The sequence below is a fragment of the Methylophilus sp. YYY-1 genome (genome assembly GCF_029132825.1).
Taxonomy (GTDB): domain Bacteria; phylum Pseudomonadota; class Gammaproteobacteria; order Burkholderiales; family Methylophilaceae; genus Methylophilus; species Methylophilus glucosoxydans.
Genome location: NZ_WOVG01000003.1, coordinates 454,499 through 477,058 on the forward strand (window position 1 = coordinate 454,499; position 22,560 = coordinate 477,058).

General features: G+C 52.8%; 25 protein-coding genes. 7 read left to right on the forward strand and 18 right to left on the reverse strand.

Annotated elements, in window-relative coordinates:
* Nucleotides 1–259 precede the first annotated feature (259 nt).
* The gene (gene pqqA / locus GOC95_RS11275) at nucleotides 260–331 is read right to left on the reverse strand and encodes a pyrroloquinoline quinone precursor peptide PqqA (protein WP_081624291.1); all 72 of its coding nucleotides are present in this window, start codon (nucleotides 329–331) and stop codon (nucleotides 260–262) included.
* Between the two features lie 163 nt (nucleotides 332–494).
* Here pqqA and GOC95_RS11280 point away from each other — a divergent pair, with 163 nt between their 5' ends.
* A complete protein-coding gene (locus GOC95_RS11280; RefSeq protein ID WP_275357131.1) occupies nucleotides 495–1,781 on the forward strand; it encodes a Y-family DNA polymerase in 1,287 nt (428 codons plus the stop codon).
* Between the two features lie 42 nt (nucleotides 1,782–1,823).
* Here GOC95_RS11280 and GOC95_RS11285 read toward each other — a convergent pair whose 3' ends face one another.
* Both GOC95_RS11285 and GOC95_RS11290 read right to left on the reverse strand, forming a co-directional pair.
* Nucleotides 1,824–2,462 (reverse strand): response regulator transcription factor, encoded by a 639-nt coding sequence (locus GOC95_RS11285; RefSeq protein ID WP_194747364.1) that lies wholly within the window; start codon nucleotides 2,460–2,462, stop codon nucleotides 1,824–1,826.
* Nucleotides 2,459–3,838: an ATP-binding protein gene (locus tag GOC95_RS11290; protein WP_275357133.1), complete on the reverse strand. Its 1,380-nt coding sequence runs from the start codon at nucleotides 3,836–3,838 to the stop codon at nucleotides 2,459–2,461. Before GOC95_RS11290 ends, GOC95_RS11285 begins: the two co-directional genes overlap by 4 nt.
* A gap of 441 nt (nucleotides 3,839–4,279) precedes the next feature.
* Here GOC95_RS11290 and GOC95_RS11295 point away from each other — a divergent pair, with 441 nt between their 5' ends.
* From GOC95_RS11295 to GOC95_RS11310, 4 genes are all read left to right on the forward strand, one after another.
* A complete protein-coding gene (locus GOC95_RS11295) occupies nucleotides 4,280–5,494 on the forward strand; it encodes a hypothetical protein (RefSeq protein WP_275357135.1) in 1,215 nt (404 codons plus the stop codon).
* Between the two features lie 71 nt (nucleotides 5,495–5,565).
* Entirely contained in the window at nucleotides 5,566–5,994 is a 429-nt protein-coding gene (locus GOC95_RS11300) for a hypothetical protein (RefSeq protein ID WP_275357136.1), read from the forward strand.
* Nucleotides 5,972–6,520 (forward strand): transposase, encoded by a 549-nt coding sequence (locus tag GOC95_RS11305; RefSeq protein WP_275357138.1) that lies wholly within the window; start codon nucleotides 5,972–5,974, stop codon nucleotides 6,518–6,520. The genes GOC95_RS11300 and GOC95_RS11305 overlap by 23 nt, the downstream gene beginning before the upstream one ends.
* Before the next feature lie 78 nt (nucleotides 6,521–6,598).
* Nucleotides 6,599–7,099: a hypothetical protein gene (locus tag GOC95_RS11310; RefSeq protein ID WP_275357139.1), complete on the forward strand. Its 501-nt coding sequence runs from the start codon at nucleotides 6,599–6,601 to the stop codon at nucleotides 7,097–7,099.
* Between the two features lie 81 nt (nucleotides 7,100–7,180).
* Here GOC95_RS11310 and GOC95_RS11315 read toward each other — a convergent pair whose 3' ends face one another.
* From GOC95_RS11315 to GOC95_RS11385, 15 genes are all read right to left on the reverse strand, one after another.
* Nucleotides 7,181–8,137 (reverse strand): beta-propeller fold lactonase family protein, encoded by a 957-nt coding sequence (locus tag GOC95_RS11315; protein WP_275357142.1) that lies wholly within the window; start codon nucleotides 8,135–8,137, stop codon nucleotides 7,181–7,183.
* Between the two features lie 179 nt (nucleotides 8,138–8,316).
* Entirely contained in the window at nucleotides 8,317–9,291 is a 975-nt protein-coding gene (locus GOC95_RS11320; protein WP_275357144.1) for a YncE family protein, read from the reverse strand.
* Nucleotides 9,292–9,376: 85 nt separating this feature from the next.
* Nucleotides 9,377–9,811, reverse strand: a complete 435-nt coding sequence (locus GOC95_RS11325; RefSeq protein WP_275357146.1) for a thioredoxin family protein — start codon at nucleotides 9,809–9,811, stop codon at nucleotides 9,377–9,379.
* Between the two features lie 9 nt (nucleotides 9,812–9,820).
* Nucleotides 9,821–10,273 carry a hypothetical protein gene (locus GOC95_RS11330; RefSeq protein WP_275357147.1) on the reverse strand — a complete coding sequence of 151 codons (453 nt, stop codon included), beginning with the start codon at nucleotides 10,271–10,273 and terminating at the stop codon, nucleotides 9,821–9,823.
* Between the two features lie 45 nt (nucleotides 10,274–10,318).
* On the reverse strand, nucleotides 10,319–10,915 hold the full coding sequence (locus GOC95_RS11335; protein ID WP_275357149.1) for an SRPBCC family protein: 597 nt from the start codon (nucleotides 10,913–10,915) through the stop codon (nucleotides 10,319–10,321).
* A 6-nt stretch (nucleotides 10,916–10,921) separates the two neighbouring features.
* On the reverse strand, nucleotides 10,922–11,986 hold the full coding sequence (locus tag GOC95_RS11340) for a vWA domain-containing protein (protein WP_275357150.1): 1,065 nt from the start codon (nucleotides 11,984–11,986) through the stop codon (nucleotides 10,922–10,924).
* The gene (locus tag GOC95_RS11345; RefSeq protein ID WP_275357151.1) at nucleotides 11,986–12,603 is read right to left on the reverse strand and encodes a hypothetical protein; all 618 of its coding nucleotides are present in this window, start codon (nucleotides 12,601–12,603) and stop codon (nucleotides 11,986–11,988) included. The genes GOC95_RS11340 and GOC95_RS11345 overlap by 1 nt, the downstream gene beginning before the upstream one ends.
* Nucleotides 12,600–13,631: a vWA domain-containing protein gene (locus GOC95_RS11350; protein WP_194747387.1), complete on the reverse strand. Its 1,032-nt coding sequence runs from the start codon at nucleotides 13,629–13,631 to the stop codon at nucleotides 12,600–12,602. The genes GOC95_RS11345 and GOC95_RS11350 overlap by 4 nt, the downstream gene beginning before the upstream one ends.
* Before the next feature lie 2 nt (nucleotides 13,632–13,633).
* Nucleotides 13,634–14,605: a hypothetical protein gene (locus GOC95_RS11355; protein WP_275357154.1), complete on the reverse strand. Its 972-nt coding sequence runs from the start codon at nucleotides 14,603–14,605 to the stop codon at nucleotides 13,634–13,636.
* The gene (locus GOC95_RS11360; RefSeq protein WP_275357156.1) at nucleotides 14,602–15,570 is read right to left on the reverse strand and encodes a hypothetical protein; all 969 of its coding nucleotides are present in this window, start codon (nucleotides 15,568–15,570) and stop codon (nucleotides 14,602–14,604) included. The genes GOC95_RS11355 and GOC95_RS11360 overlap by 4 nt, the downstream gene beginning before the upstream one ends.
* A 61-nt stretch (nucleotides 15,571–15,631) precedes the next feature.
* On the reverse strand, nucleotides 15,632–16,651 hold the full coding sequence (locus GOC95_RS11365; RefSeq protein WP_275357158.1) for a MoxR family ATPase: 1,020 nt from the start codon (nucleotides 16,649–16,651) through the stop codon (nucleotides 15,632–15,634).
* Between the two features lie 129 nt (nucleotides 16,652–16,780).
* Nucleotides 16,781–17,056 carry a methanol dehydrogenase [cytochrome c] subunit gene (locus GOC95_RS11370; RefSeq protein ID WP_194747393.1) on the reverse strand — a complete coding sequence of 92 codons (276 nt, stop codon included), beginning with the start codon at nucleotides 17,054–17,056 and terminating at the stop codon, nucleotides 16,781–16,783.
* Nucleotides 17,057–17,140: 84 nt separating this feature from the next.
* Nucleotides 17,141–17,755 (reverse strand): cytochrome c(L), periplasmic, encoded by a 615-nt coding sequence (gene moxG, locus GOC95_RS11375; protein WP_275357161.1) that lies wholly within the window; start codon nucleotides 17,753–17,755, stop codon nucleotides 17,141–17,143.
* A gap of 37 nt (nucleotides 17,756–17,792) precedes the next feature.
* Nucleotides 17,793–18,635 (reverse strand): methanol oxidation system protein MoxJ, encoded by an 843-nt coding sequence (gene moxJ / locus GOC95_RS11380; RefSeq protein ID WP_275357162.1) that lies wholly within the window; start codon nucleotides 18,633–18,635, stop codon nucleotides 17,793–17,795.
* A 98-nt stretch (nucleotides 18,636–18,733) separates the two neighbouring features.
* Complete coding sequence (locus tag GOC95_RS11385; protein ID WP_194747397.1) at nucleotides 18,734–20,530, reverse strand: methanol/ethanol family PQQ-dependent dehydrogenase; 1,797 nt, start codon at nucleotides 20,528–20,530, stop codon at nucleotides 18,734–18,736.
* 292 nt (nucleotides 20,531–20,822) lie between these two features.
* On the opposite strand from GOC95_RS11385, the gene GOC95_RS11390 reads away from it, so the two are divergent.
* On the forward strand, nucleotides 20,823–22,211 hold the full coding sequence (locus GOC95_RS11390; RefSeq protein WP_275357164.1) for a PAS domain-containing sensor histidine kinase: 1,389 nt from the start codon (nucleotides 20,823–20,825) through the stop codon (nucleotides 22,209–22,211).
* Nucleotides 22,198–22,551: a hypothetical protein gene (locus tag GOC95_RS11395; RefSeq protein ID WP_275357165.1), complete on the forward strand. Its 354-nt coding sequence runs from the start codon at nucleotides 22,198–22,200 to the stop codon at nucleotides 22,549–22,551. Before GOC95_RS11390 ends, GOC95_RS11395 begins: the two co-directional genes overlap by 14 nt.
* The last annotated feature ends 9 nt before the right edge of the window (nucleotides 22,552–22,560 follow it).

Consider the following 22,560-nt stretch of genomic DNA (forward strand, 5'->3'; position numbering starts at 1 on the left):
GCGCGACGTGCAAAGCCGCGGTCAGGCTTGCTAACAAGGGGAGTCGCGGCTAGGTGTCTGGTCTGCATGCGCATGCCAGCGCATCCAGCTGAATGTCGTATCAGGCAGACGTCTTCTATGCTGACGGCCGCCATGCTGATGGGTGAGACATTGAGGCAAAATCAAAAACAGCGCGTTGCAAACCGGCAAGAGAGCAATGCGTCGCGCACAAAAAACCCGGTACTAGGCGACCGGGTCTCTTGTCCGTCAGTCAGAACAATTATTTGTTCATGACGTACATGGTTACTTCAAAACCGAAACGCATTTCAGTTGCAGCTGGTTTAGTCCACATGATTGATCTCCTTGTTGTTGTCCCGGGCCGACCCCATGTCTTGCCCGTGTGAAAGTATTATCGACCCGGCGGGCCAAAATCCTGCTATTGCCGATCATGAACAAGGATTAGGGAATTTCATGAAACACACCTCATGCCAATGAACGCGACAGACTGCCCAAGCATGCATGCACGTACCATTGCACTGATTGATGTGAATAACTTTTACGTGAGCTGTGAGCGCGTGTTTAAACCCGCATTGCGCCAACGGCCCGTGGTGGTATTGAGCAATAACGATGGCTGCGTGGTCTCGCGCAGCGCCGAAGCCAAAGCGCTGGGCATCGCCATGGGTGCGCCCTGGTTCCAGATTCGCAAGCAGGCAGAACGCGCTGGCGTCATTGCCTTCTCCTCTAACTATGCCTTGTATGCAGACATGAGCAACCGCGTCATGTCCATCTTGCGTCAGTTCAGTCCGGCACAGGAGATTTACTCCATCGACGAATGCTTTCTGGAGCTGACCGGGTTTACGCGGCGCGATTTGACCGATTATGCACAAACCTTGCGGCAAACCATCTTGCGCGGTACAGGTTTACCGGTGTGTGTCGGCATAGGCGCCAGCAAAACGCTGGCTAAACTCGCCAATCACTGCGCCAAGCATACCCCTGCCATGCAAGGCGTGTGCAATTTCAACGCCCTGCCGCCGCCTGCGGTAGATGCCCGTCTCGCCGAAATACAGGTGGATGAAGTCTGGGGAGTCGGCCGCCGCCTGGCCGCCACGCTGCATGCACGTCCGCTAGCGATTCACACCGCCTATGACCTCAAATACAGTGATGCCGAAACCATGCGCAGGCGCTTTAGCGTGGTGATGGAAAAAACCATCCGTGAACTGAATGGCACCGTGTGCCTGGAACTCGAAGAAGTGCGCGGGCCTCAGCAACAGATTTTGAGCACACGCAGCTTTGGCCAGCCGGTCAGAGAAATCGAAGGCCTGTCTGAAGCGCTGACGTTGTACACGACCCGTGCTGCCGAAAAGTTACGCAAAAAACAGCTGTTTGCTGGCAGTGTCTATGTGTATATCCGCACCAGCCCCTTCCGCGAGGACAGCCGCTTTTACAGCAATGCCCTCACCGTGCCACTACCGGTGGCCACGCACGATACCCGGCAACTGGTCAAAGCGGCACTCTGGGCGCTCAGGCGCATTTACCAGCCCGGACACGACTATGCCAAAGCCGGCGTGTCCTTGGGCGAATTGGTGCCTGCGCAGGCAATACAACAGGATTTGTTTCATTCAAGCCCACAAGCGGACAACACTGCGCGGCTGATGCAGGCCATGGACGCAATTAACCGCAAAATGGGCAGAGCCACCTTGCGGCTGGCAAGCGAAGGCCGGCAACAGCCCTGGCAAATGAAGCAAACGCGCAAGAGCCCGAGTTATACGACCAACTGGAAAGACCTGCTGTGTGTGGATTGAGAGTAAAGGCTTAACAAATAAAAGGCTTAGCTTACTCGCTTGTTAGCTCGCATCAATCAGCCCATGTTTCATGGCCAGCCTGACCATTTCTACCGGGCTGTTCACAGAGAGCTTCTGCTTAATCAGGGTGTAGTAATTGGCCACTGTTTTTTGGCTGATTTTCAGCATGTCTGCCACCTCATCCGCCCGTTTGCCCTCGGCCAGCAGCCGGAACACCTCAAACTCTCGTGACGTCAACTGCTGGAGCGGATTACTGTCGCCCACCAGGGTTTGTAACGCGACTTTCTGCGCCACATCCTGACTTAAAAATGTGCGGCCCTTGGACACATCCAGCACCGCTTGTACCAGGTCCTCAGCCACGCCGGTTTTAGTCACATAGCCTTTCACACCAGTTTTGAGTGCCTGTGCGGCAAACGAAACGGCCTCATGCATAGAGAAAATGACGATTCTGGCTTGTGGATAGCGCTGCAAAATACGCTTGGCAGCTTCTAGCCCGCCCATGCCTGGCATGGAGATATCCATGAGCATCACATCAGGCATGACCTCACCATACACCTGATAAGCCTGTTCGCCCGTATCCGCCTCAGCGATAATTTCTATCGACTTGTGGCTTTCAAGCAGACGCCTTAACCCTGATCGCACCACTGTGTGATCATCTACCAACACCACCTTGACTGTCATACCGCTGCTTCCTGAAATGCTTCTGTCATCTGAAAATGGATTTCTATGCGCGTCCCCTGACCAGGCGCCGTATGAATATGCATGCGCCCCATCAAGCCCTCTACCCGCTCTTGCATCCCGGCCAAGCCGTACCCGCGCGTTTGCGACTGCGGATCAAAGCCCCGTCCGTCATCCTCCACCATCAGGTAAAGGCCGTTGTCCGTCTCCTTCACCTCAATCGTCACCCGTGTCGCGGCGGCGTGCTTGCTGATATTGGTCAAACACTCCTGCAAAATGCGGTACACCGTCACCGACAGCGCTTCATCCGGCTGCGACAAATGGTTAGAAATCTGATTCACCACCATAATGCCGCGATTGCGGTCGCGCCAGTGATGAATCAACTCCGCCAGCGCCAGGCTCAACCCCAATTCATCCAGCACCCGTGGACGTAAGCGCGACAAAATATCCTGTATCGTCACCATCATTTGCCGAGTAATCTGCGCAATCGCCTGCGCACTCTCCCGCGCTGAGCTGAGCTTTTTCGCCGCCACCAGCGCACTCGCATCCACATGCACAGCAGTCAGATACTGACCAATCTCATCATGCAAATCGCGCGCAAGTTTTTTTCGCTCTTCTTCCTGCAAATGAATAATCTGCTGGGTCAAGCGGTGGTTATTGCGGATGCTTTGTTCAAGCGTGCTCGCCATACTGTTGAACTTGTCGCTAATCTCGCTCAACTCCACCTGCTCAAAACCCGGCAAACGGCTCTGGTATTCACCGCGCTCAATCTGGTTCAAGCCATGAATAATCTGCTTAACCGGCTTAAACGTCGCCCGCACCGTCCAATACACAAACAGCAGCACACTCAAGCCAAACAAACTCACAATCGCAAGCAAGCCAGACGTATCATCCCAAATCTCGCGCAACTCAAAGCTAGGGTCCGGCGTAATCACCAGCTCACCAATAAAACGGCCATTCAAAATGATATTTTTGCGCTTGGGCTCATTCAGCACACTCGAAATATCCAGCAACTTCACAAACCATTTGGGGGGGTCTTCCCCGCTATGCGCCATGCGCGTACTTCGGTTAGATTCGCGCAACCGCCCATTGTTATCGTAAAAATCCACCTTCAAATGGCGGATATTCTTCAACTCATCCAGCCGGAAAATCTGCACCCCTTCTTGCTGGGTATGCTGCAACCAGCCAAAGTCCGTCATGTAATGGGCAATCTCTGCATCCAGCAAATGCATCACCAGATTACTCGTCGACTGCACCTCCGCCAGCACATCCTCACGCGCGTTTTTAACCACCGACACCGCCCACGTCAGCAGCAACCCAAGCAATAACAGGGTAATAATCAGATTGAGTTTGAATTGAAGGCTGAGAGATTTCATCATGCTAGGGGGATTTTAAAGAGTATTCACCAAAAACATTCGGGAATTTTTCCCTATCCATTCATACAGCAAGAAATTATCAAGGCGTGGGGTCACATGGTCGATTGTAGCGCCTAACAAAAAACTTGCCAGCTCACAACAAAGACCTATTGGACGGATTGCTTCTTGCTCAAGCCAAACTAGAAGGCCTGGAACTGTTCTCGGCAGACTCGGCTTTTGATGGAAATGCCATTAAAAGATATTGGTTATTGTGTAGGGCTGATAGAAGTTGACGCAGTTAAGGTTGTATTTTAGGATGGTCTAAAATTCAATAACAGCTTGAAAATGTTAAATAAAAGCCTTAAACCTTCAATTAAAAAAGCATCAATAACGGAAAGTTTTGCGTCATTTAGGATGCCTACTTTACGTTAGCTACCTCACTCTTAACAAATCAGGAAATAACCCATGCAAACATTTTCTCTGACACAGATCCTTGTGACTGCAATTACGACCTTCATTCTGTCTGGCCTTGGCGGAGCACTCTTTGTACGATACCTGTCTCGTGGCCGACCAATCGTTTCAGTGACCTCAGTCGGATTTAGCGGAGACGTCATTCATCTTTCTGAGGAGGCCATTGACGCTAGTGCAGCAGATTCCTGGGGGCCACCACTAAACGGCTTTGTAAGTTACGACACTGCTCTGACTCGAGACGGCGCATGTTCGAAGTTGATTCTTGAATTGGGGAAGGTCAAGAACATCGTAGACGATTGGTTATCCCAAAACGTGTCAGAGGATTCAACCCAACTGCTAACTAAGGCACAGTTAAAAAGTTGCCCATATTTTTCTTTCAGTCATGTTGGCTCATCCATTCTAGGAAAACTGAAACGGCGCAATATGCCTGATCTGCCCGTTCCGAAGAACGAAGTTGAGAAGGAGGCAAGAAAATACGACCTAGATAAGCGAAAGGATGCATGGGTTCTTCATCTTGGCGAAAGAGGGATTCTCTTCCCAATACATGAGGTCTTTTCTGAAAAAGAGACCAATCAACAAGAACTCATCGCAGAGTCGTTTTCACGGGGAATATTGCGCAACATCCGACTTGTCATGCAGACGTTTAGCTCCTCCACCGCTGATGAACTTAACAAGCTACGCACGCTCCAGAACGAGCTAAGGAAATGTATTCCCCTAAACGCCAATTTGGTTATTGAGGCATCCGTGACAAACTTGGGGGATCGGCCCATTACCTTGTCGCCTTACTGCATTACAACTCTTGGACTTGGCGAGGATTCTGTTTCAATCATTCTAAAGACTACAGCCGCCAAGCCTCAGGCAGAGCCAACAGAACCTAATAACCCGGTTGATCTCTTGGCACGCGCTGTGGGAAAAAAATCTTCAGATCGCGGAGAAATGTTTGCTATTGAGCCATTTCTCGCTAAGGCCGGCAGTTCTCCATACATCACCGTTCCCGGAGGGGGAACCACAAACATGATGCTCGTTTCTACTGAGAAACTTGGCGGTCTCGGAGAAAAGCTCGTGAAACACTATGAGCTTGGTACCTTGACGTGCAGGCTGATGGCAACAAAGGCAGTTGGAGGAAAGGTCTTCACGCCCAAGGTCACATTTGGGAAGGAACTGAGTGAACACCGAAAGCAACAATTGCTCTCAGTGGACTCTAGATAGCTAACCCCTCAATCCACCGGACGCTGCGCGATAAAGCCGCGCAGCGCCGGTGATTTCAAACGTTGGGCATCATGACATTTGGTATGCGCTATATCAGCTTATTGGTTTTCACAACACTCAGCATGCCTGCATTAGCAGCACCTATTCCAATAGAGGCGCAAGCTCTTATTTCAAAAGTACATGCGGCTGCAAGTAAAAAAGATACAGACGCACTGAAAAAACTGATGGTCACTGAGTTTGTTTGGAGTTTTGGTGGTGATGGTGACGCGGAGCAGGCCATTCAAGCTTGGAAAGCTGATCCATCTCTTTTAAAAAAGCTTTATCGTGTTACAGGCCGAGATTGTGTGAAAAAGGTTGACCAGTCCATTGAGTGTCCTAAAAATGCGGGTACAGCTTATCGTGCTGGTTTTAAGCAAACCAGCCTGGTAGGGTGGGCAACTCGTTGCCCACGCGGTAAAACTCACGCACAATTCCACCATGTCACGTTATCGTCGCGCTAACACTTCTGGAGCCACTTACTTTTTCACTGTTGTGACTTACCGTAGGCAAAGATTTCTTTGTGATGATGATGTACGTGATGCGTTAAAACATGCCATCCAAAAAGTCCGTACTAACCACCCGTTTACAATCGACTCATGGGTGTTGTTGCCTGACCATATTCATGCCATATGGACGCTACCGCCTAATGATGCAAACTTTTCGCTTCGATGGCAACTCATCAAACGCTATGTGAGCCGTGCTTGCGGTGCGCGTTTAAACCATACAGAATGGATGTCAGCATCCAAAACAAAACATCGTGAATCGACCATTTGGCAACGCCGGTATTGGGAGCATCAAATTCGCGATGATAACGATTATGCAAAACATATGGATTATTTGCATTTCAACCCGCTTAAACATGGCTTAGTGAGCAATGTGAAAGATTGGCCTTATTCAACATTTCACCGATATGTTAAAGCGGGCGTTTATGATGAAAATTGGGGTGTGGGGCTAGATTTTGTGGAGGGAGCGTTTGGTGACGCATAACGATTTTACGCGTGGGCAACTAGTTGCCCACCCTACAGACTTTTTGATGTCCGCTGATTTTCAACGATAAGTTTCAATATGAACCTGAAAGTAAAATTAAACTATTTATTACCAGTGTGGTTGCTCATATGGTTAACTGCGACAGTCGTTTTTACTGATTTAGCATTTCTTGAAATTAAACATGATGGTGTAGTTGTTGCATCTTTAGAAATGAAAACCGTTCAGTCTAAATATACACAAAAGGTTTGTGAAATAGGTTTGAAATTGCAAGATAGAAATTTGCAAAAAAATACAGACTTAAGGACTTGCACTCTTCTTTCAGTAGGTGAGTCAGTTAAATTAATTGAGTCAAAATTATTGCGACGCTGGATAGCAATATATGATGACAAAAACGTCAAAATTACTGAAGACACGGTCGAAAACAGTGTAACAAGAGATGGAGTGTTTGTTTTGCTTGCTATGCTGATGCCAGTGTTATTTATGTTTGATCTTCCAAATAAAATAAAAATTTATGCATCAATAGTTTTTGGATTGCAAGTTTTTGGCGTTCTATATTATTGGTCTATATTTTTGCAATAAAAATCCGCGTAGGGCGTACCCTCGAGGGTACGCCGCTGTTGTATAGATGACCACATGAAAAGCAACAATCACCTATCAAGGTCAATGAATCACCACCCCCCAAGGCAAATTCCCCACAGCAATATCCTTAAGCTTGGCATTGGTTTGGGTATCAATCACCGAGACGTTATTGCTACGGCCATTGGCGACATAGAGCTTTTTGCCGTCCGGCGTGAGTGCCATGTTCCAGGGGCGTTGGCCGACCGGGATGGTGGCGATGACTTCGCGGGTGGCGGTATCGATCACGCTGAGGTTGTGATCGCCGCCGTTGCTAACGTAAATGCGGCTGCCATCGGCATTGACCTTGACACCGTTGGAGCGCAGGCCGACCTTGATATTGGCTTGCACTTTCCAGTCGGTGGTAGAGACAATCTCTAGCAAGCTAGCGGCTTCATTTGCCACATAAGCCCATTTGCCATCGGGGCTAAAACCAACGCCGCGCGGGTGTTTGGTGGATGCGATCAGGTGTTCTGACTTGAGCGTATTGAGGTTAATCACATCGACATTGTTGCTCTCTTCGTTACTGGCAAGCAGCCATTGCTGGTCGGGTGAAAACACGCAATGCTCGGGGTTTTTGCCCTGGGTTTTAATGGTGTGTTTGAGCTTGTTGGTTTGCAGGTCTACCAGCGAGACCGCGTTTTCTTCTTCCAGGCAGGCGGCCAGCAACTTGCCGTCGGGTGAGATATCAATGCCTTCTGGTTCGTCGCCGACTTTGATCAAAGCGGTTTGTTTGCCGAGCTTGGTGTCTACCACCGAGACGGCGTTTTTATCGCGCACGACGACGTAGAGTTTTTGGTTACTAGGGTGTATGGCGGCAGCCTGCACCTTTTTGCCGAGCTTGCCTTTGTTGGGCAGGGTGTTGATGACTTCGTCGGTGCTGGTATCAATCACCGAGACCGTGCCGTCTTTTTCGTTGGGGACATAAGCGAGCGGTTGGGCACTAAGGGTGAGGCTGGCTAGCAGGCCTGCGGTGAGGGTCAACAATCGAGCGTATTGCATAGAGCATCCTTAAAAAAAGTCGGCCAGTTGCTGCAACAACTGGCCAGAACATGGAGATATACTTTATGCAAATCAATTAAATTTGAAATTTAAATGACCATTGCATATTAAGCACTTAAAATCCTTGGCAATAGCGTCATGCTTCCCGATTTAACCGGGATAAACTCCCGACGCTATACTCATTCGCTAGCCTCAAACACAAATCCACCAAAGGCGCGCGGCTGTGCCCCAACCTTGACCTGTCGCGGCGAGTCCAGCCGCTGTCCATCAATGACGGCTACGACGTTGTCCATCCAGCTGGTGACCACGAGCTGCTGTTGCTGGCGGTCAAAAGCAATGCCTTCGGGCGTGCCGGGGACGCGAATTTTAGCCAGCGGCCGCTGGCTGGCCAGATCGATCACGCTGACGCTATCTTCGCCGGTGTTGGTGACGAACAAGCGCTGCCCTTGCGGGTCTGTGGTCACACAGTAAGGGTGCCGCCCCACGCTAAGCGTGGCCACTACGCGCTGCTCATGCGTGTCTATCACACTCACTGAGTTTGAGTACACATTCACCACATACAGCTGCTTGCCATCGGGGCTCAGCCCCAAACCGAACGGGTGCTCGCCCACTTTAATTCTGCGCAGTTCTTTGTTCGCGCGCGTGTCGACCACGCTCACATCATTACTGTCGCGATTCGCCACGTAGAGCGTCTGGCCATCGCGACTTAACTGCAAGCCGCCTGGTGCCTGCCCCACCTCTATGCTCGCCAGCACTTGCCCGTGCACGGGCTCAACCACCAGCAAACTATGGTGATACCAGTCAGCCACATATAAACGGTTACCGGCCTGATTCACGGCCAGCCCGACCGGGGCAATCGGCAGCGCGAGAGTCTGCACCACTTGCTGCCGCGTGATGTCTATCACCGAGATTGAGCGGCCATCGACATTGCTCACATATACTTTTTTCTGTTGAGGATGAATAGCGACGCCGACCGGCGACTGGCCGACCGGGATGGTTTTGATCACCTGCAGTTGGCGCAGGTCTACGACCGACACCGTGTGCTCTCCCTGATTGGTGATATAGGCGAACTCTGCCGCGGATGCGCCCAGCGTAAAACAAAGACTGAGCGTAACCGACAACGCTTTCAAGCGCAGGCGCCAGCACGCGCTCACATCAATCGTCCTCATACAAGCGTTACGATAGCGCGATGTGAGCCGTAAGGATTGAGACCTGTTCCCGCAAAGGGTCAGGAATTTTTCATGAGTTAGCAGAGGCGCTCTGTTGGGAGAAATGTGCGTTGATGGCGCGCATATCCAGCGCTTGCCACATTTGCAGGTGGTGCTGCAGCTCATGCGCCTGCATGGCGCCCCTGACCATATCAATGATGACGCGATCACGCACCGCCATGAGTGCAGGCACTTGTGTCACCTGGAAATTGGCGACCAGATCGGTGGCGACATCAACATCGGCTACCGCAAACGCGACTTGTGGATGCTGGGCGGCAACCGCTGCCAGGACGGGGGCAAAGGTCTGGCAAGGCTCACACCATTCGGCCGTGAACAGTACCACGGCGAGCGGATGCGCCTGCACCCACGCATTGAATTGCGCCTGGCTTGCCAGTGTCTGCACCACGGCAGCGGCTTGGGTAGATACCAGATTGGATTGCGAATCGGAAGGGCTGGTTGTTTGCATACGAGATTCCTAAGGATGCGCCTGCTCGGGCAGGCGTTTAATGGTACTGAGTGTCCAGTGTTGCGGGCCAGCGATGCTTTGTGAGCACCCCAACTCCTGGCTGGAGTGTTCGACAGTGAGTTGATGGCGGGTATGGTCTGCGGTCTGCACCTGCATAAACCAGCGGTCCACCCACACCTCCAGTCCGGCTGGGGCAGCGCGCTGGCCGCTGTCAGTCAGCGCCAGCGTGATCAGTTTGCCGCCATGCGCCAGGCATAACGAGTCATCCGTCTCTTCGAGTATCACCCATGTTGCCTCATTGCTGGCGACACCCTCTTCCGCCCTGGCGGGCAGACTGGCTGTGACCAAAACACAAGCTACGGCTGGCAACATCATCGTTGCCCACTGGGCCAGGTGACTGACCACTGAAGAGATACACAGCCATCCAGACTGCCGGGATAACCCTAAGTGTTTACTCACCATGACATGCCTCGCTGAATCCAAACAATCAACACGGCGGAGCTCAATTTATGCACAGAGGCTGGAACCCATGCGTTTAAACAAGGGGCGCAAACTGGCGCAGAGTTTTTGGCGCCAGCCCTGGCTGTTTGCCGCAGCATTCTGGCGACCTTCTTTCAAGCCCTGTAAACCGGCTTTGACAAAGGCATCCACCGCATTTTTGGCGGATTCATCATCCTGGCCTGCAGGGGGTTCATTGCCGGTAAAGGCGCGGTAATAACGGGCACTCCAGGTCACTTTGGCGTTGCTGCCATCAGCAGCAACTTTGATTTTGCCGTTTAAAGAACTCACAGGTAGCGCTTCCAGATCGATGTCGCCAAACAGACGATAAGACACGGTCATGTCTGCCGCAGACACTTCGTCGATTTCCTGCATCAATTGCTTGCCGTTTTTCAGGGTCAGCTTTTGCTGGGTGTCATTCACAGGCTCGCAAGCCGTGACTTGCGGATGCCATTGCGCCAGACTGCATGGGCTGCTGACACGTTTCCATACCGCGTCAGCCGATGCGTTGACCTGGATGGATTCATCCGTTTTTTGCGGCGTAGGCCCGTGTGCCCAAGCTTGCACACTTAACAACATCATCATTCCGCATAAAGACCACTTCATAACACACTACTCCTTCTTAAAAAATCGTTTAAACATTTGCCGCATGCCAAGCAGCCAGGGGCTATCGGCAAACGTCAGCGCCATAAACATGAGCCACAATAGGCAGGCAGGCACTGCTAGCCAGGGCCGCAAATCCGTCTTGGCCCAGCGCCAGGCCGTCATGCCCAAGCCGGTCGCCCAGTCACCACTTTGTGCCACATGCTCCAGCCTGGCGTAATGCAAACCGGTCTCTACCGACAGACGCTGCAAGTTTTTTTCATCCAGCGCAGATAAATGGGCATTACTTAACAGTTCGTTCCCTGGCCCATGTCCGGAATTGCGATCATGCTGACCCTGCTCCATAGCCAGCACTGACAGCGTTTCGGCCATGCCAAAGTTGCCAAACCGTTGAACCTCTTCCTGCTCCCAATAGCCAGCCACTGCATTTTTCTCATCCAGTTTGGGGATCTTGCTCGGTGTGGGCTTGCCCATGCCCACCAGGTAACCTTGCACCTCACCAGGTTTGCCTGCAAATTTGGGCATGTATTGCGGATTGGCCGGCGGCGCTTGCTGGCCATCGGTAAAAAACAGTACGCGCACCTGTTTGCCCAACAACGGCGCTTGTTCCAGCGCGTGATAGAGGCCATGGGCGATAAACGAATCTGCGGCCCAAGCCATGCGCCAATCCATGCTGGCCACGGTATGATCCAGCGCAGCAAAATGGCTGCAAACCTCCACCGGCTTCACCACATTAACCGTATTGCGCTCGGTAAACATGCCCAGCGCCACGCGTGAGCCACAGGGCAACACAGACAGGGTTTTGCGTATGCTTTGCTTGGCCATCTCCAGCCGGCTGATGCTTTTCCCATTCAGTTGATAGTCGGGCACATTCATGCTTTGTGTGATATCCACCACAAAGTACCAGTCATACACACGGTTGGGTAAACTCAGTTGCGGATGAAAGAGCGTGAGCGTAAGAAACAGCGCAATCAGCCACAAGCATCGCTTGCGCCAGACAAGCCCGGGTGTCACCTGCGCGTTTTCAGGGCTGCCAACGAGCAAAGCCCTGAGTTGTTTAAACCAAGCCATCATCAGGGCATGCCTCTAGGATTGCCAGGCATGGCAGGCCAGCCACTGGATTGCTCTTCTGCTTTAATCTGCTCGTCTTCGTACTGTTGTGGCCCATTCATGCCGTGGGTGGTCGGCGCCAGTCTGAGGGCGAGATGATAGTTGTACTTCACCTCTGACCAGTCAGGCTCGATACGCAAGGCTTTCTGGTAACTCTCTTTGGCCAGGGCGACCAGTGGGCCCGCCTCATCCCAGGCAGGCAGGCCACGCTGTTCGAGCAAGCGGATTGCCGTGCGCAAATAGACATTGCCCGAGTTGAAATAGGCCTGCTTGCGCAAGGGTTGGCTATCGGTGGTGCGGGCAATCACGGCGGCATACTGCGCCAGCGCCTGATCAGATTTGAGTTGATCGTCATAAAACACTGCATTGGCAAACAAGGCCTGCGGTGTCTGGTCAGCCCCCAGCAGGGTAGAACGGATAAGCACATGCGGCGCCAGGCTGTGTCTGTACACTGCAGACTGATAGAGCTCCACGCCCTGACGCGCCAGCATCACCAGTGATAGCACCACCAGCAGCGCAGCCCACAGCCCGCCGCGGCGTAAATGATTGATCCATTGCCTTCTTATGTTGGGATGACTCATGTTTGCCACCGTGTTAACTCCAGTTGTACCATCGCGATTAATAGCAAGGCTGCCAGCCAGGCCAGGCCGTAGGCGTATTGACTCAAGTCTTGCCGTGCAATCGGTTCCAGGTAACGGGTTGGTTTGTTTTTAAGCTTGGCGATATCGCGCACGGCCGCCATCACCGCCTGCGGATTTTCTGCCTCATACACGTGATAAGGCACATTGAGCGTCTGGAAATAGTCATGCAAGGCCACCTCGGGATAGGCGTCAATATTCTCGCCTTCGGCCAGGCTTTGCTTGATGGTGACGCCGTTTTCAGAGCGCAGGTAAATCCAGTACAAGGAGGCCTGTTGCCGCATAAACATGGCACGCAACATGTCCTGGGTTTTGCCATCCAGGTGTGCACCGCCATCAGATACCAGCACAATGGCACGCGCCCCGGTCACCGGCTGGTCAGCAAAATAATCGAGCGCCATGCCGAGTCCGCGCGCGACCGCCGTGAAGCCCATGCCACCGGCTTCGGTCGCTTCCAGCGCGGCTTGCACAAACGCACGGTCATTCCCCAAAGGCGCCGCCAAAATCGGTGAGGTACTAAAGGTCACCATGCCCATCAGGTCTTCATGGCCCTGCTTGACCAATGACTTCAACACCTCACGCGCGGCCTGCATTTTCGGTTGCCGCGCCTGAGCATCGCCCTTGTTCACAAACGGCTCGTTCATGCTGGCGCTGCGGTCCAGCACAATCATCACATGCGCACCGCGCCCAATTTTTTCGATGGATTGCGATTTAAGAAACGGGCCACTCAGCGCAATGGCCAGTGCCAGCAGCAAAGTACTTAAACTGATTTTCCAGGCACGCTCCAGCCAGACAGAGAGCGGGTCTTCGGGCAACCCTTGCAAGGCCGGATGTTTGAAATGCCGTTGACCACGCATGCACCAGGGCAATACGGCTAATGGCAATAACAGCAAGGGCCACACCTGTGTCAGCCCCCATGACTCCCCCAAGCCGCTCCATGTGATGACGGATTGCCCCCAGGCCTGCCACATGCTTAAGCGACCTCCAGTTGACTCAAATCTTTGGCTAATTGTGTCAGCAAAGCGATCGAAGACGTCACAGCTCGGCCAGCAAAAAACGCCTGCTGCACATCCGCATAAAAGGCCTCAAGCGCAGGCGCATAGGCCTGTAGCCTGGGTTGCTGTTGCATTAACTGTGGCAGATTTTCGGCAGTCACCGCATGCCCGGCAAATTGATCCATGGCCCGCACCAGCAAGCGCATGGCCTGCAAACTATCCGAGGCCGCCTCGCCCCTGAGTTTGCGGATCTGGCGCCAGGCCTGACGGAAAGGCATGTGTTTTTCTTGTGGCAAGGTGATCCAGCCGGCCACCCAAGCCAGGTAAAGTAATGCCAGTACAAGCGCACTGCCCCAACCTGCCAGTGACCACAGTTGTGGCGCGATAGGCCACTCTGGTAATGGCGCATCCGGGTAAAGCTTGACGTGCTCGGCATCAATCCGGGCAGGTAGCAAACTCGACACAATGACCTTGTCTGGCGGCACATCAACGGTCAACCGTTGCTGGGCGCAGCTGGACTGATCGCAGGTGAATTCAAGGTGCAGTTTTTTTAAGGGCAGGATTTTAACCGTGTCGCCGGCAACAAAAATTTGCCAGTCTATCTGCAGGTTAATCACGCGATCATTCGCCAGGTCCTCATGTTGCCAATGGGCATCGCGCAGCTCAATGGCCTCATTTTGTGCCGGGGCAGGCAAACTGGCCGGATCCAGCACAAAACCAGGCGGGACATGAATCTTGAGATGCTGTGTTGCAATGCTGCCCAACGTGTAATCTGCCTCACGCGTGGCGCTTTCTACGCGTATGCTGGCGTGCGTTGTGGCTTGGGTGCTTGCTGTGGTGCTGGCGGCATATGCCAGCGTAGTGGTCGCCAGCAGATACCCTGCAAAAAATGTCGCCAGCCAGCGCGTAAACTGCATCGTGCCCGCAAACCGGTTGCTTGTGATACTCATGCCATCGTCTCCATCAAGTGTCGGCTCACGTCTTCCGCACGCCAATCCGGGGCTAGCCACAAAGGGGATCTGGCACCCGCCTTGACCAAGCCAAGATTGAGCGACTGCTTTTGCTGCGCGGCATCCGCGGCGATCTGTGTGCGCAACTTGCGCCGCAATAGCCAGCTGCGCTCCTGCCCGGTTTCCATATCGCGTAATCGCGCCCAGCCGAACGCCGGCAATGCCTCAAACGCCGAGGCATCGCGCAATACCACAGGCACCACATCATGTGGCTGAGCCGCACGCATGATGGCTTGCAACAGTGACTCTGGCCAAAAAAAGTCAGAGATGAGGAATACCAGCGCACGCCGTGGACCGATGACCTCTATCGCAGCAGGGAGCGCGCTGGCCGTGTGGCCGTGATCAGCACCCAAACTACGCGCCTGCTGCCAATAGTCATTGAGCAGCCCATGTACTTGCTGCGCTGTGCCAGGCTGAAAACTGGGCAGGCGTTGCAAACTGCCGGGTAAATGGTCGCTGGCAGCGTGCATGCCGAAGCCATCGCCCTGGCGCGTCACCGACCACGCGAGCGACGCGACAAAACGGGTCAGGCGCTGCTGCAAGTCTTGGGCAGAAGGGCCCTGAAAAAATAAGGAGCTGGAAACATCCACAATGGCGTAGACATGAATGGCAGCACGTTCAAGATAGGTCCTGACCAGCCATTGCTGTGGCTGCGTGCGTACACTGGCCCGAATATCAATCCGTTTGGGATCCGGACAAGCCAGTAAAGAAGCATAGCCAGCGAAGTCAGTGCCGTTGCCATGATGCTTGGTGAGCGTCGCGCCCGCGTGATAGCTGTGCGCCCGCCATGGCACCGGATAAAAGAACTGGTGCGGCTCGAAGGCGGCTTGTACGGACACCGCCGAGAGCGGCTGCATAGGTCCCTGCCCGGTCTGTTGCGCCATTGCGTTGCTTGCAGCTACCATGCTTCACTCACATCCATACACACACATCGGTCTGCATCATGACTTGAACCTGCAGCACCGCTTAGGGCGCAGAGACTTTATCCAGCACGGCTTGCAGCAATTGCGGGGCAATCCGCTCATGCTGCAAGGCATAGGCGCCGCTCAAAAACACGCGGTGCGTCACCACATATAGCCAGACGGCACGGATATCATCCGGGGTCAGATAATCGCGGCCTTCGAGCCAGGCACGCGTACGCGCACTGCGCATCAACATGGCCATGCCGCGTGGGCTGGCACCACCGGCCAGCAAGCGGCTCATATCCACCTCGGGCAGGCTGATGCCAGCGGCCAGCGGGTCCTTGAGCACGCGCCAAAGCTCTACCGCATACTCCTGCAAGGCCAACTCTGCACGCACGGTGCTTTGCACCTGCGCAGCCAGCGCATTCAGTTGATCGTAGGGTGTGAGGCCTGACGGCAACTGGCCGACCAGTGCATCGACATCATAAAAGCGGGTATCAAACATCAGTGCCCGTTGCAGCTCACGTGCATCCGGCGCCTTCACCGAAATTTCCATCAGGAAACGGTCACGTGCCGCCGCAGGGATCTCAAACGTCTCTTCACGCTCCAGCCGGTTACGGTCAGCAAACACGGTCAGGTGCGGAAAATGATATTCGCGGTTAAAGGCATTGACCGAGCGCTCAGCCATCAGGCGCAGAAACAAGGCGTGGGCCTGTGGTCTGGCACGGTTGATTTCGTTAAAGAAGAACACCGAGAGCGCGTCTTCATGTTGCAACAGTGGCCCCGGCTTGACTGCAGCCTGCCCCTGCTCGTTGATATAGGCATGGTACAAAAAGTCACTCGGCATGAGATCAATCGCGCCCTCAATGCGCTGATAGCCGCCACCCAGCAATTGCGCAGCCGCGCGTAACAACGTGGTTTTACCCACGCCAACGTCGCCTTCCAGCAGCACGTGGCCACGTGAAAAAATCGCAATCGTGAGCGCCCTGACTTGCTCAGGCATGCCAACAACCACACTGTTTAATGCTTGCTCGAACGCCAGCGCACCTTCACGCCATGCGGCCAAATCCATTTGTTTTTCCATACACCATCCATGATTCAGAATGAAACAGGCCACTATCGACTGCGCACAATCGACACCGGTATGTCACATGCAAACGGGGGACGAAACTGACACCGGAAACGATGTCAGTCTCCTGGGGGGAATTTAAGATTACTTCACGTCAAATACGAAGTTGCCGCTGGATTTGGCGTTTGCAATGCGTTTTGCATTACGTGCATCCATGGCTTTGATGGCTTCCTCTTGTTTGTTGAGTTCCACCGGATCATGTTTTGGGTCGTATTTGGAACCCGCAATTTTTTCCGGATAGCCGGGTTTGGCTTCCCAGCAGTTACCTGGCTCTTTACAATTTTGACCATCGTAAGCCAGAGCCTGATTGGACACTGCCAACACACCAGCCACGGCCAGTAATGTCATTACGTGTTTCATCACATTTCTCCTTAATCACAAATTAGCTGGTGTATTTTTTTCAATTATCAGAGGGCCCACCAGCCTAACCCTCTGGTAAGTCGTTTAACCGTGAGGCGTTGCCGCGCCACCGTTTTTAAGGTTCTCTTCCTCCTGGTGACGAATCCAGGCGATGATATGAATAATCTCATCCACTTGCAGACGGCCCTGTTGTGGCCCCATCATGCCGTTCGCCCCACCATAAATGGTTTCAAAGATGCCCTTGTCGGTTTGATTTTTAGGATAAGTCCAGTATTCATCTGCCAGCGCCGGACCTAACTTGCCCTCAGCCAAGTGACCATGGCAACCAGAACAGGCGGTTGAGAAAATCGTATAGCCTTTTTTGATTGCTTCAGGATCGGAGCGGTAGGGGTTTTCACCGGTGGCTAAAAAATGCTTGGCTTCAGGGGTAAAGGTCTCACCGTCCATCGGTGCGATCTCCAGCACATCCCCCGAAATCGTGCCACGAAACTCCAATGGCGGACCATCTTTCAACGCGACATGCACGGCAGTGGCTGGGGTGGCAGGCGCCTCTGCTTTAGCCGCAGAAGGACTCGCAGCAGATTCATCTTTGGCGCAGGCCACCGTCAGAAAAGCAGCCATGACCAAACCCGTCAGACCCAAAGCCATGGTCAGCGGTTGACGCAGGCGGCGTAAATGCGGTTGTTGAGATTCTTTCAATTCAAACTCCAAAACTTGATTAACAAAATACAGTGACTTAATGCAGACTCAACAGAGGAATGCCTTCATCCTTGAGGATGGCAGTAATCTCTGCGCCATGCGCATCAATGACACGATTCAAAGCATCCACCAGCTCGGGGTGCTGCTTGTTGACGCCCATGACCACGTTGTAGTGCATGGGGATTTTTTCACCGTTGGTTTTTTTGGCGGTATCTTCGACGATCACCATATTCAACGGCACTTCGGAAGCACGCACATAACGCGCAGCTTCTGGCGCCCACAACATCGCCATATGCAAATGCATATTGGCCACATCATTCACCAGCCGTGACGGCTCGACGTGGATGTAACGGTTGCGGGTGGACTGAAAATTCTGGATTTCAGTAAAGTAGTCAAACATGTCGTCAAAACGGTTGATTTGCAGCAACATGTTTTTACCGGGGCTATCCGGCATGACACCGATACGGAAATTTTTCTCTTTGAGGTAGGGATGATCCCAGGAGGTCACATCAATTTCACGGTCTTTGCGTGTGATAAACACGTAAGCTGAACGATAGTAAGGTTTGGTCGTCAGCACACGCGGATCATTCGGATCGGTGCCAATCAACACATCACATTTACCTGCTTCCATGTCTTTTTGCAGGGTGAGTGGATTGGTCCACCAGAAATAGTTGATTGGCAGATTCATGGCCTTGCCAATCACATTTGCAATCTTGTTTTCAAAGCCCTCTTGCTTGTCATTTGAAAAAGGCAGCTCGGACTTACCAGCACAGACATTGAGCGCATTTGCAGCCACGGCAGGCAACGCCAACAGACTGAATGCCAACGTGAGGCAGGCGCTTACCCAGCCAGCACGGACTCTTTTTACATCAGGAAACATATTTGCTCTCTTCACTCTAGGGCTGAGAACAGGGTGACCAGCCCGTCTTGCGACAAACGGCCACCCTGCACACTACATCAACAGGTTCAGGACTTGAATTACAGGCTGAACACCATCAGGCCACCGCCCATTTGTGTGTGGTTTTGCAGTTCTTTGAACGCACCAACCGCACCCAAACCAGCACTTGGGTCTGTCAGGTCAAACACCAGACCAACGCCTGGCCAGCCACCGACACCGTACATGCTGCCGACGTATTGTTTACCCTTGAAGGAGTAAGTCATTGGAGATCCGATACCACCAGATGGCATCTTGAAGTTCCACAGTTCTTTACCGTCTTTGTTATCCAACGCTTTCAGGTAACCATCCAGTGTTGCGTACCAAACCAGGCCGCCTTTGGTGTACAAAGTACCGCCCCAAGCTGCAAATTTCTCCCACTTGGTCCATTTGGCTTTACCAGTGGTCAAGTCAAATGCACGGATCTGACCCATTTCTTTCTTGGTTGGGCCATTCGGGCCAGGGTACATCGCCAGAGTTGCACCGACGAAGAACTGACCGGCACGGTATGGCAGCATGAACGGCTCCCAGTCCATACAAATGTGGTTCAGGCCTGCGTACAAGGTACGGCTTTCTGGGTCGTAAGAGTCAACACCCTGGTTGTGGAAGCCCATCGCAGATGGACAAATGTTGGTGCCTTTGTGGTCCATACGGGTTGCAAACTCTGGATCACGCACTGGTGTGCCTGATTTCAGGTCCACTTTCTTGAACACGTTAACAGCCGGGTCGACTTTTTCAGCCACGATCAGCTTGCCGTTTTCACGGTTCAGCGTGTACAAGATACCGTTACGGTCAATGTGGCTGAGCAGCGGTGTCATCTTGCCGTCAACCGGTTGGTCAGTCAGTACCATCTGGTTCACACCAGCAAAGTCCCACTCGTCATGAGGTGTCTTTTGGTAACCCCATTTCGCCATCCCGGTGTCGAGGTCACGACCCCAGATAGTCATGGTCCACTTGTTGTCGCCAGGACGCATGGTTTCGTTCCATGGTGCCGGGTTGCCGGAACCGTAGTAGAACAGGTTCAACTTAGGATCGTAAGCATACCAACCCCAGTTAGTACCGCCACCGATTTTCCAGGCATCGCCTTCCCAGGTTTTGAGGCCCAGGCCAAATTGACCGTAGTGTGGGTTTTCTTTGTTGAAGTCTTTTGCCAAACGGATGGACTCGTCAGAACCGGTTGCGAACGCACGCCATTTCAGTTCACCTGTTTTCAGGTCCAGTGCGTTAACCGCACCACGCACACCCAGCTCAGCGCCAGAACAACCGATCAAGACCGTGTCTTTGGCGACAAACGGTGCCTGTGTCAATGTCTGACCGACTTTTGGATCACACATTTCCACTTCCCAGTTCACCTTACCGGTTTTGGCATCCAATGCCAGTACATGGCCATTGGCTTGTTTCTTCACGATTTGACCCGCGCCGTAAGCCAGACCACGATCTACCACGTCACAGCACATCACTGCTTTGGTAGAAGCATCTTGCTTAGGTTTGTGTTGCCAAACAATTTTGCCTGGATCGTTCAGATTCAAAGCATAAGTGTTGTTTGGGAAAGCGGAGTGGATGTACATCATGTCGCCGATGACCAATGGCGCACCTTCGTGACCATTGAGCACACCGGTAGAGAATGACCAGGCTGCTTTCACATTTTTAACGTTGGATTTGTTAATTTGTGCCAGCGGGCTGTTGTGCTGGCTATAATAGCCACCGGTTGCCACAGGCCAAGCCCCTGGGGTGTTCAATGCCTTGTCCAGGTCAGCATCCGCAAATGCCAGACCAGAAACGCTGGCAAACAAGCCTCCAACCAAAGCGCCAACAATGGCACGTGTTGAATTGTTTTTCATACGATCTCCTAATCTCTCAAGAATGAGTTTGATGTGTTGTTGCAGTCACCCCCCCGAATGCTGCACTTCACGACCGAAATTGTTAATAATTTGTAACATTGGCAATAGATGAAACATTCCCTATCATCTATTCAAGAATTCATCATCGCATCACACCCCACAACGGGAATCTTTCACTACAGCCAGCTTAAGGATGTGGTCTATAGTGGCGCACATTCACTTGGCGCAAATTGACCGCCAACACCGTCAATAGCAGATGTGCTCTGCGCTGACTGAGTGGATCTTTCAAGTCATGCATTCATATCATTGGTCTATGCCATTCTTTAGGGTATTTCATCAGCTCGGCCATCTCAGTCGGGCCAGTCGTGACACGCTTATTGTGATCGCAGGCGTGGCCGTCACTTTTGTGCTGTCATCCGCATTCGACCTGGCAGAACGTGTGAACGCCTGGCTACTAACCTATGAATATGCGCAATTAGACGAAGTCCCGCTGACCCTGTTTGTATTGGTGTTGCTCAGTGTGTGGTTCAGTCAGCGCCGCTGGCGTGAGATTCATGCCGAAATTCAGCGCCGCAAACAGACCGAGGCGCGCCTGAGTAGCAGCCAGCAGCTCTATAAAACCCTGTTTGATGGAGATTTGACCGGGAATGTAGTGCTGGACCTGGAGGGCAATATCGGCATGCACAACCGCGCCTTTGAGCGTATTTGCCGTCCACTGAACCACAACCGCAATACACGTGAGTTGTTCAGCTTTGACTGGCTGCCATTTATTGTGCAATTGCAACAGCAGCAGGAAATCAATTTCAACAAGCTGCAAATCCGCCGCCCGGATGGCCTGCCGTGTTATGTGAGTGCCCGCTTTGTTTACATGGCGCCCAGCGACAACCAGGCCGCACAAATCCATGGGTATCTGGTAGATATGACCGAGCAATGCCTAGTCGAGCAGGACCTGGAACGTACTCTGAAAGAAAACCGTGTGCTGGCGCGCCATGCCATGCAGGTGCAGGAGCATGAGCGCAAATATATTGCCAGCGAGATTCATGACGAAACCGGGCAATACCTGACGGCGATCCGTATGGATGCACTCACCCTGCAAAAAAGCACGCCGGAGCAGGCGCATGTGATTGCGGTCAGAATCGCCTCCAATACGCAACACGTCCAGCAATCCATCCGCGCCCTGATCAAGCATCTGCGCCCGCCCGCACTGGATTCACTGGGCCTGGTTGGTGCCATCGAGCGACTGGTGAGCGACTGGAAAAAACTCAATCCGCGCGTGGATTGCCATTTGATGCTGGATACCGGCGAGCATGCCTTAAACGAAGATATCAATATCGTGGCATTCCGCGTGACGCAAGAGGCGCTGACCAATATTGCACGTCACGCTCAGGCCACCGAAGTCTGGATCGATTTGCAGGTGATCCAGCGTCAGGACAAATGGTGGTTGCAGATTGAAGTACGTGACAATGGCAAAGGCATGGATACTTCACTCGCCACCGAAGGCGTCGGCCTGGTCGGCATGCGCGAACGCATCGAATCCCTGCATGGCAGCTTCAAGCTCATGAGTGGCTTGCAAGCCGGCACCTTGATTACTGGCCTATTGCCCTTGCAGGCACACCCGCAGGCTTTGCCTGCCTCTTCCTTACCCACCAACCCGGGAGTCAATGACTATGCAACATCCTAAATGGCCAGGCCTGATCGTACTGCTGTTCCCTTTTTCGCTCGCAGCCAAAGACCTCAACACGCTAGAGCAACCCTTCTTGCAGGCTTATAGCGGAAAATCCCGCCAGTTTGTCGAAGAGCAACTGGGCAAACCGGTGAAAAAGGAAGTCGCCGTTAAACCCCACAACGCTGACCAGATCCTGCAGGAAAAAGGTCAAGCGACGGCAGGCGAAGGTGATAGCGTTGAAATGTGGTATTACCAGGGCAAGATTCAATATGCGCCAAATAAATATTTCAATACCGCCGAACTCACATTTGCCAACGACAAATGTGTGAACATCACCTTTGCCAACAAGAAATAAGGAGTCGTA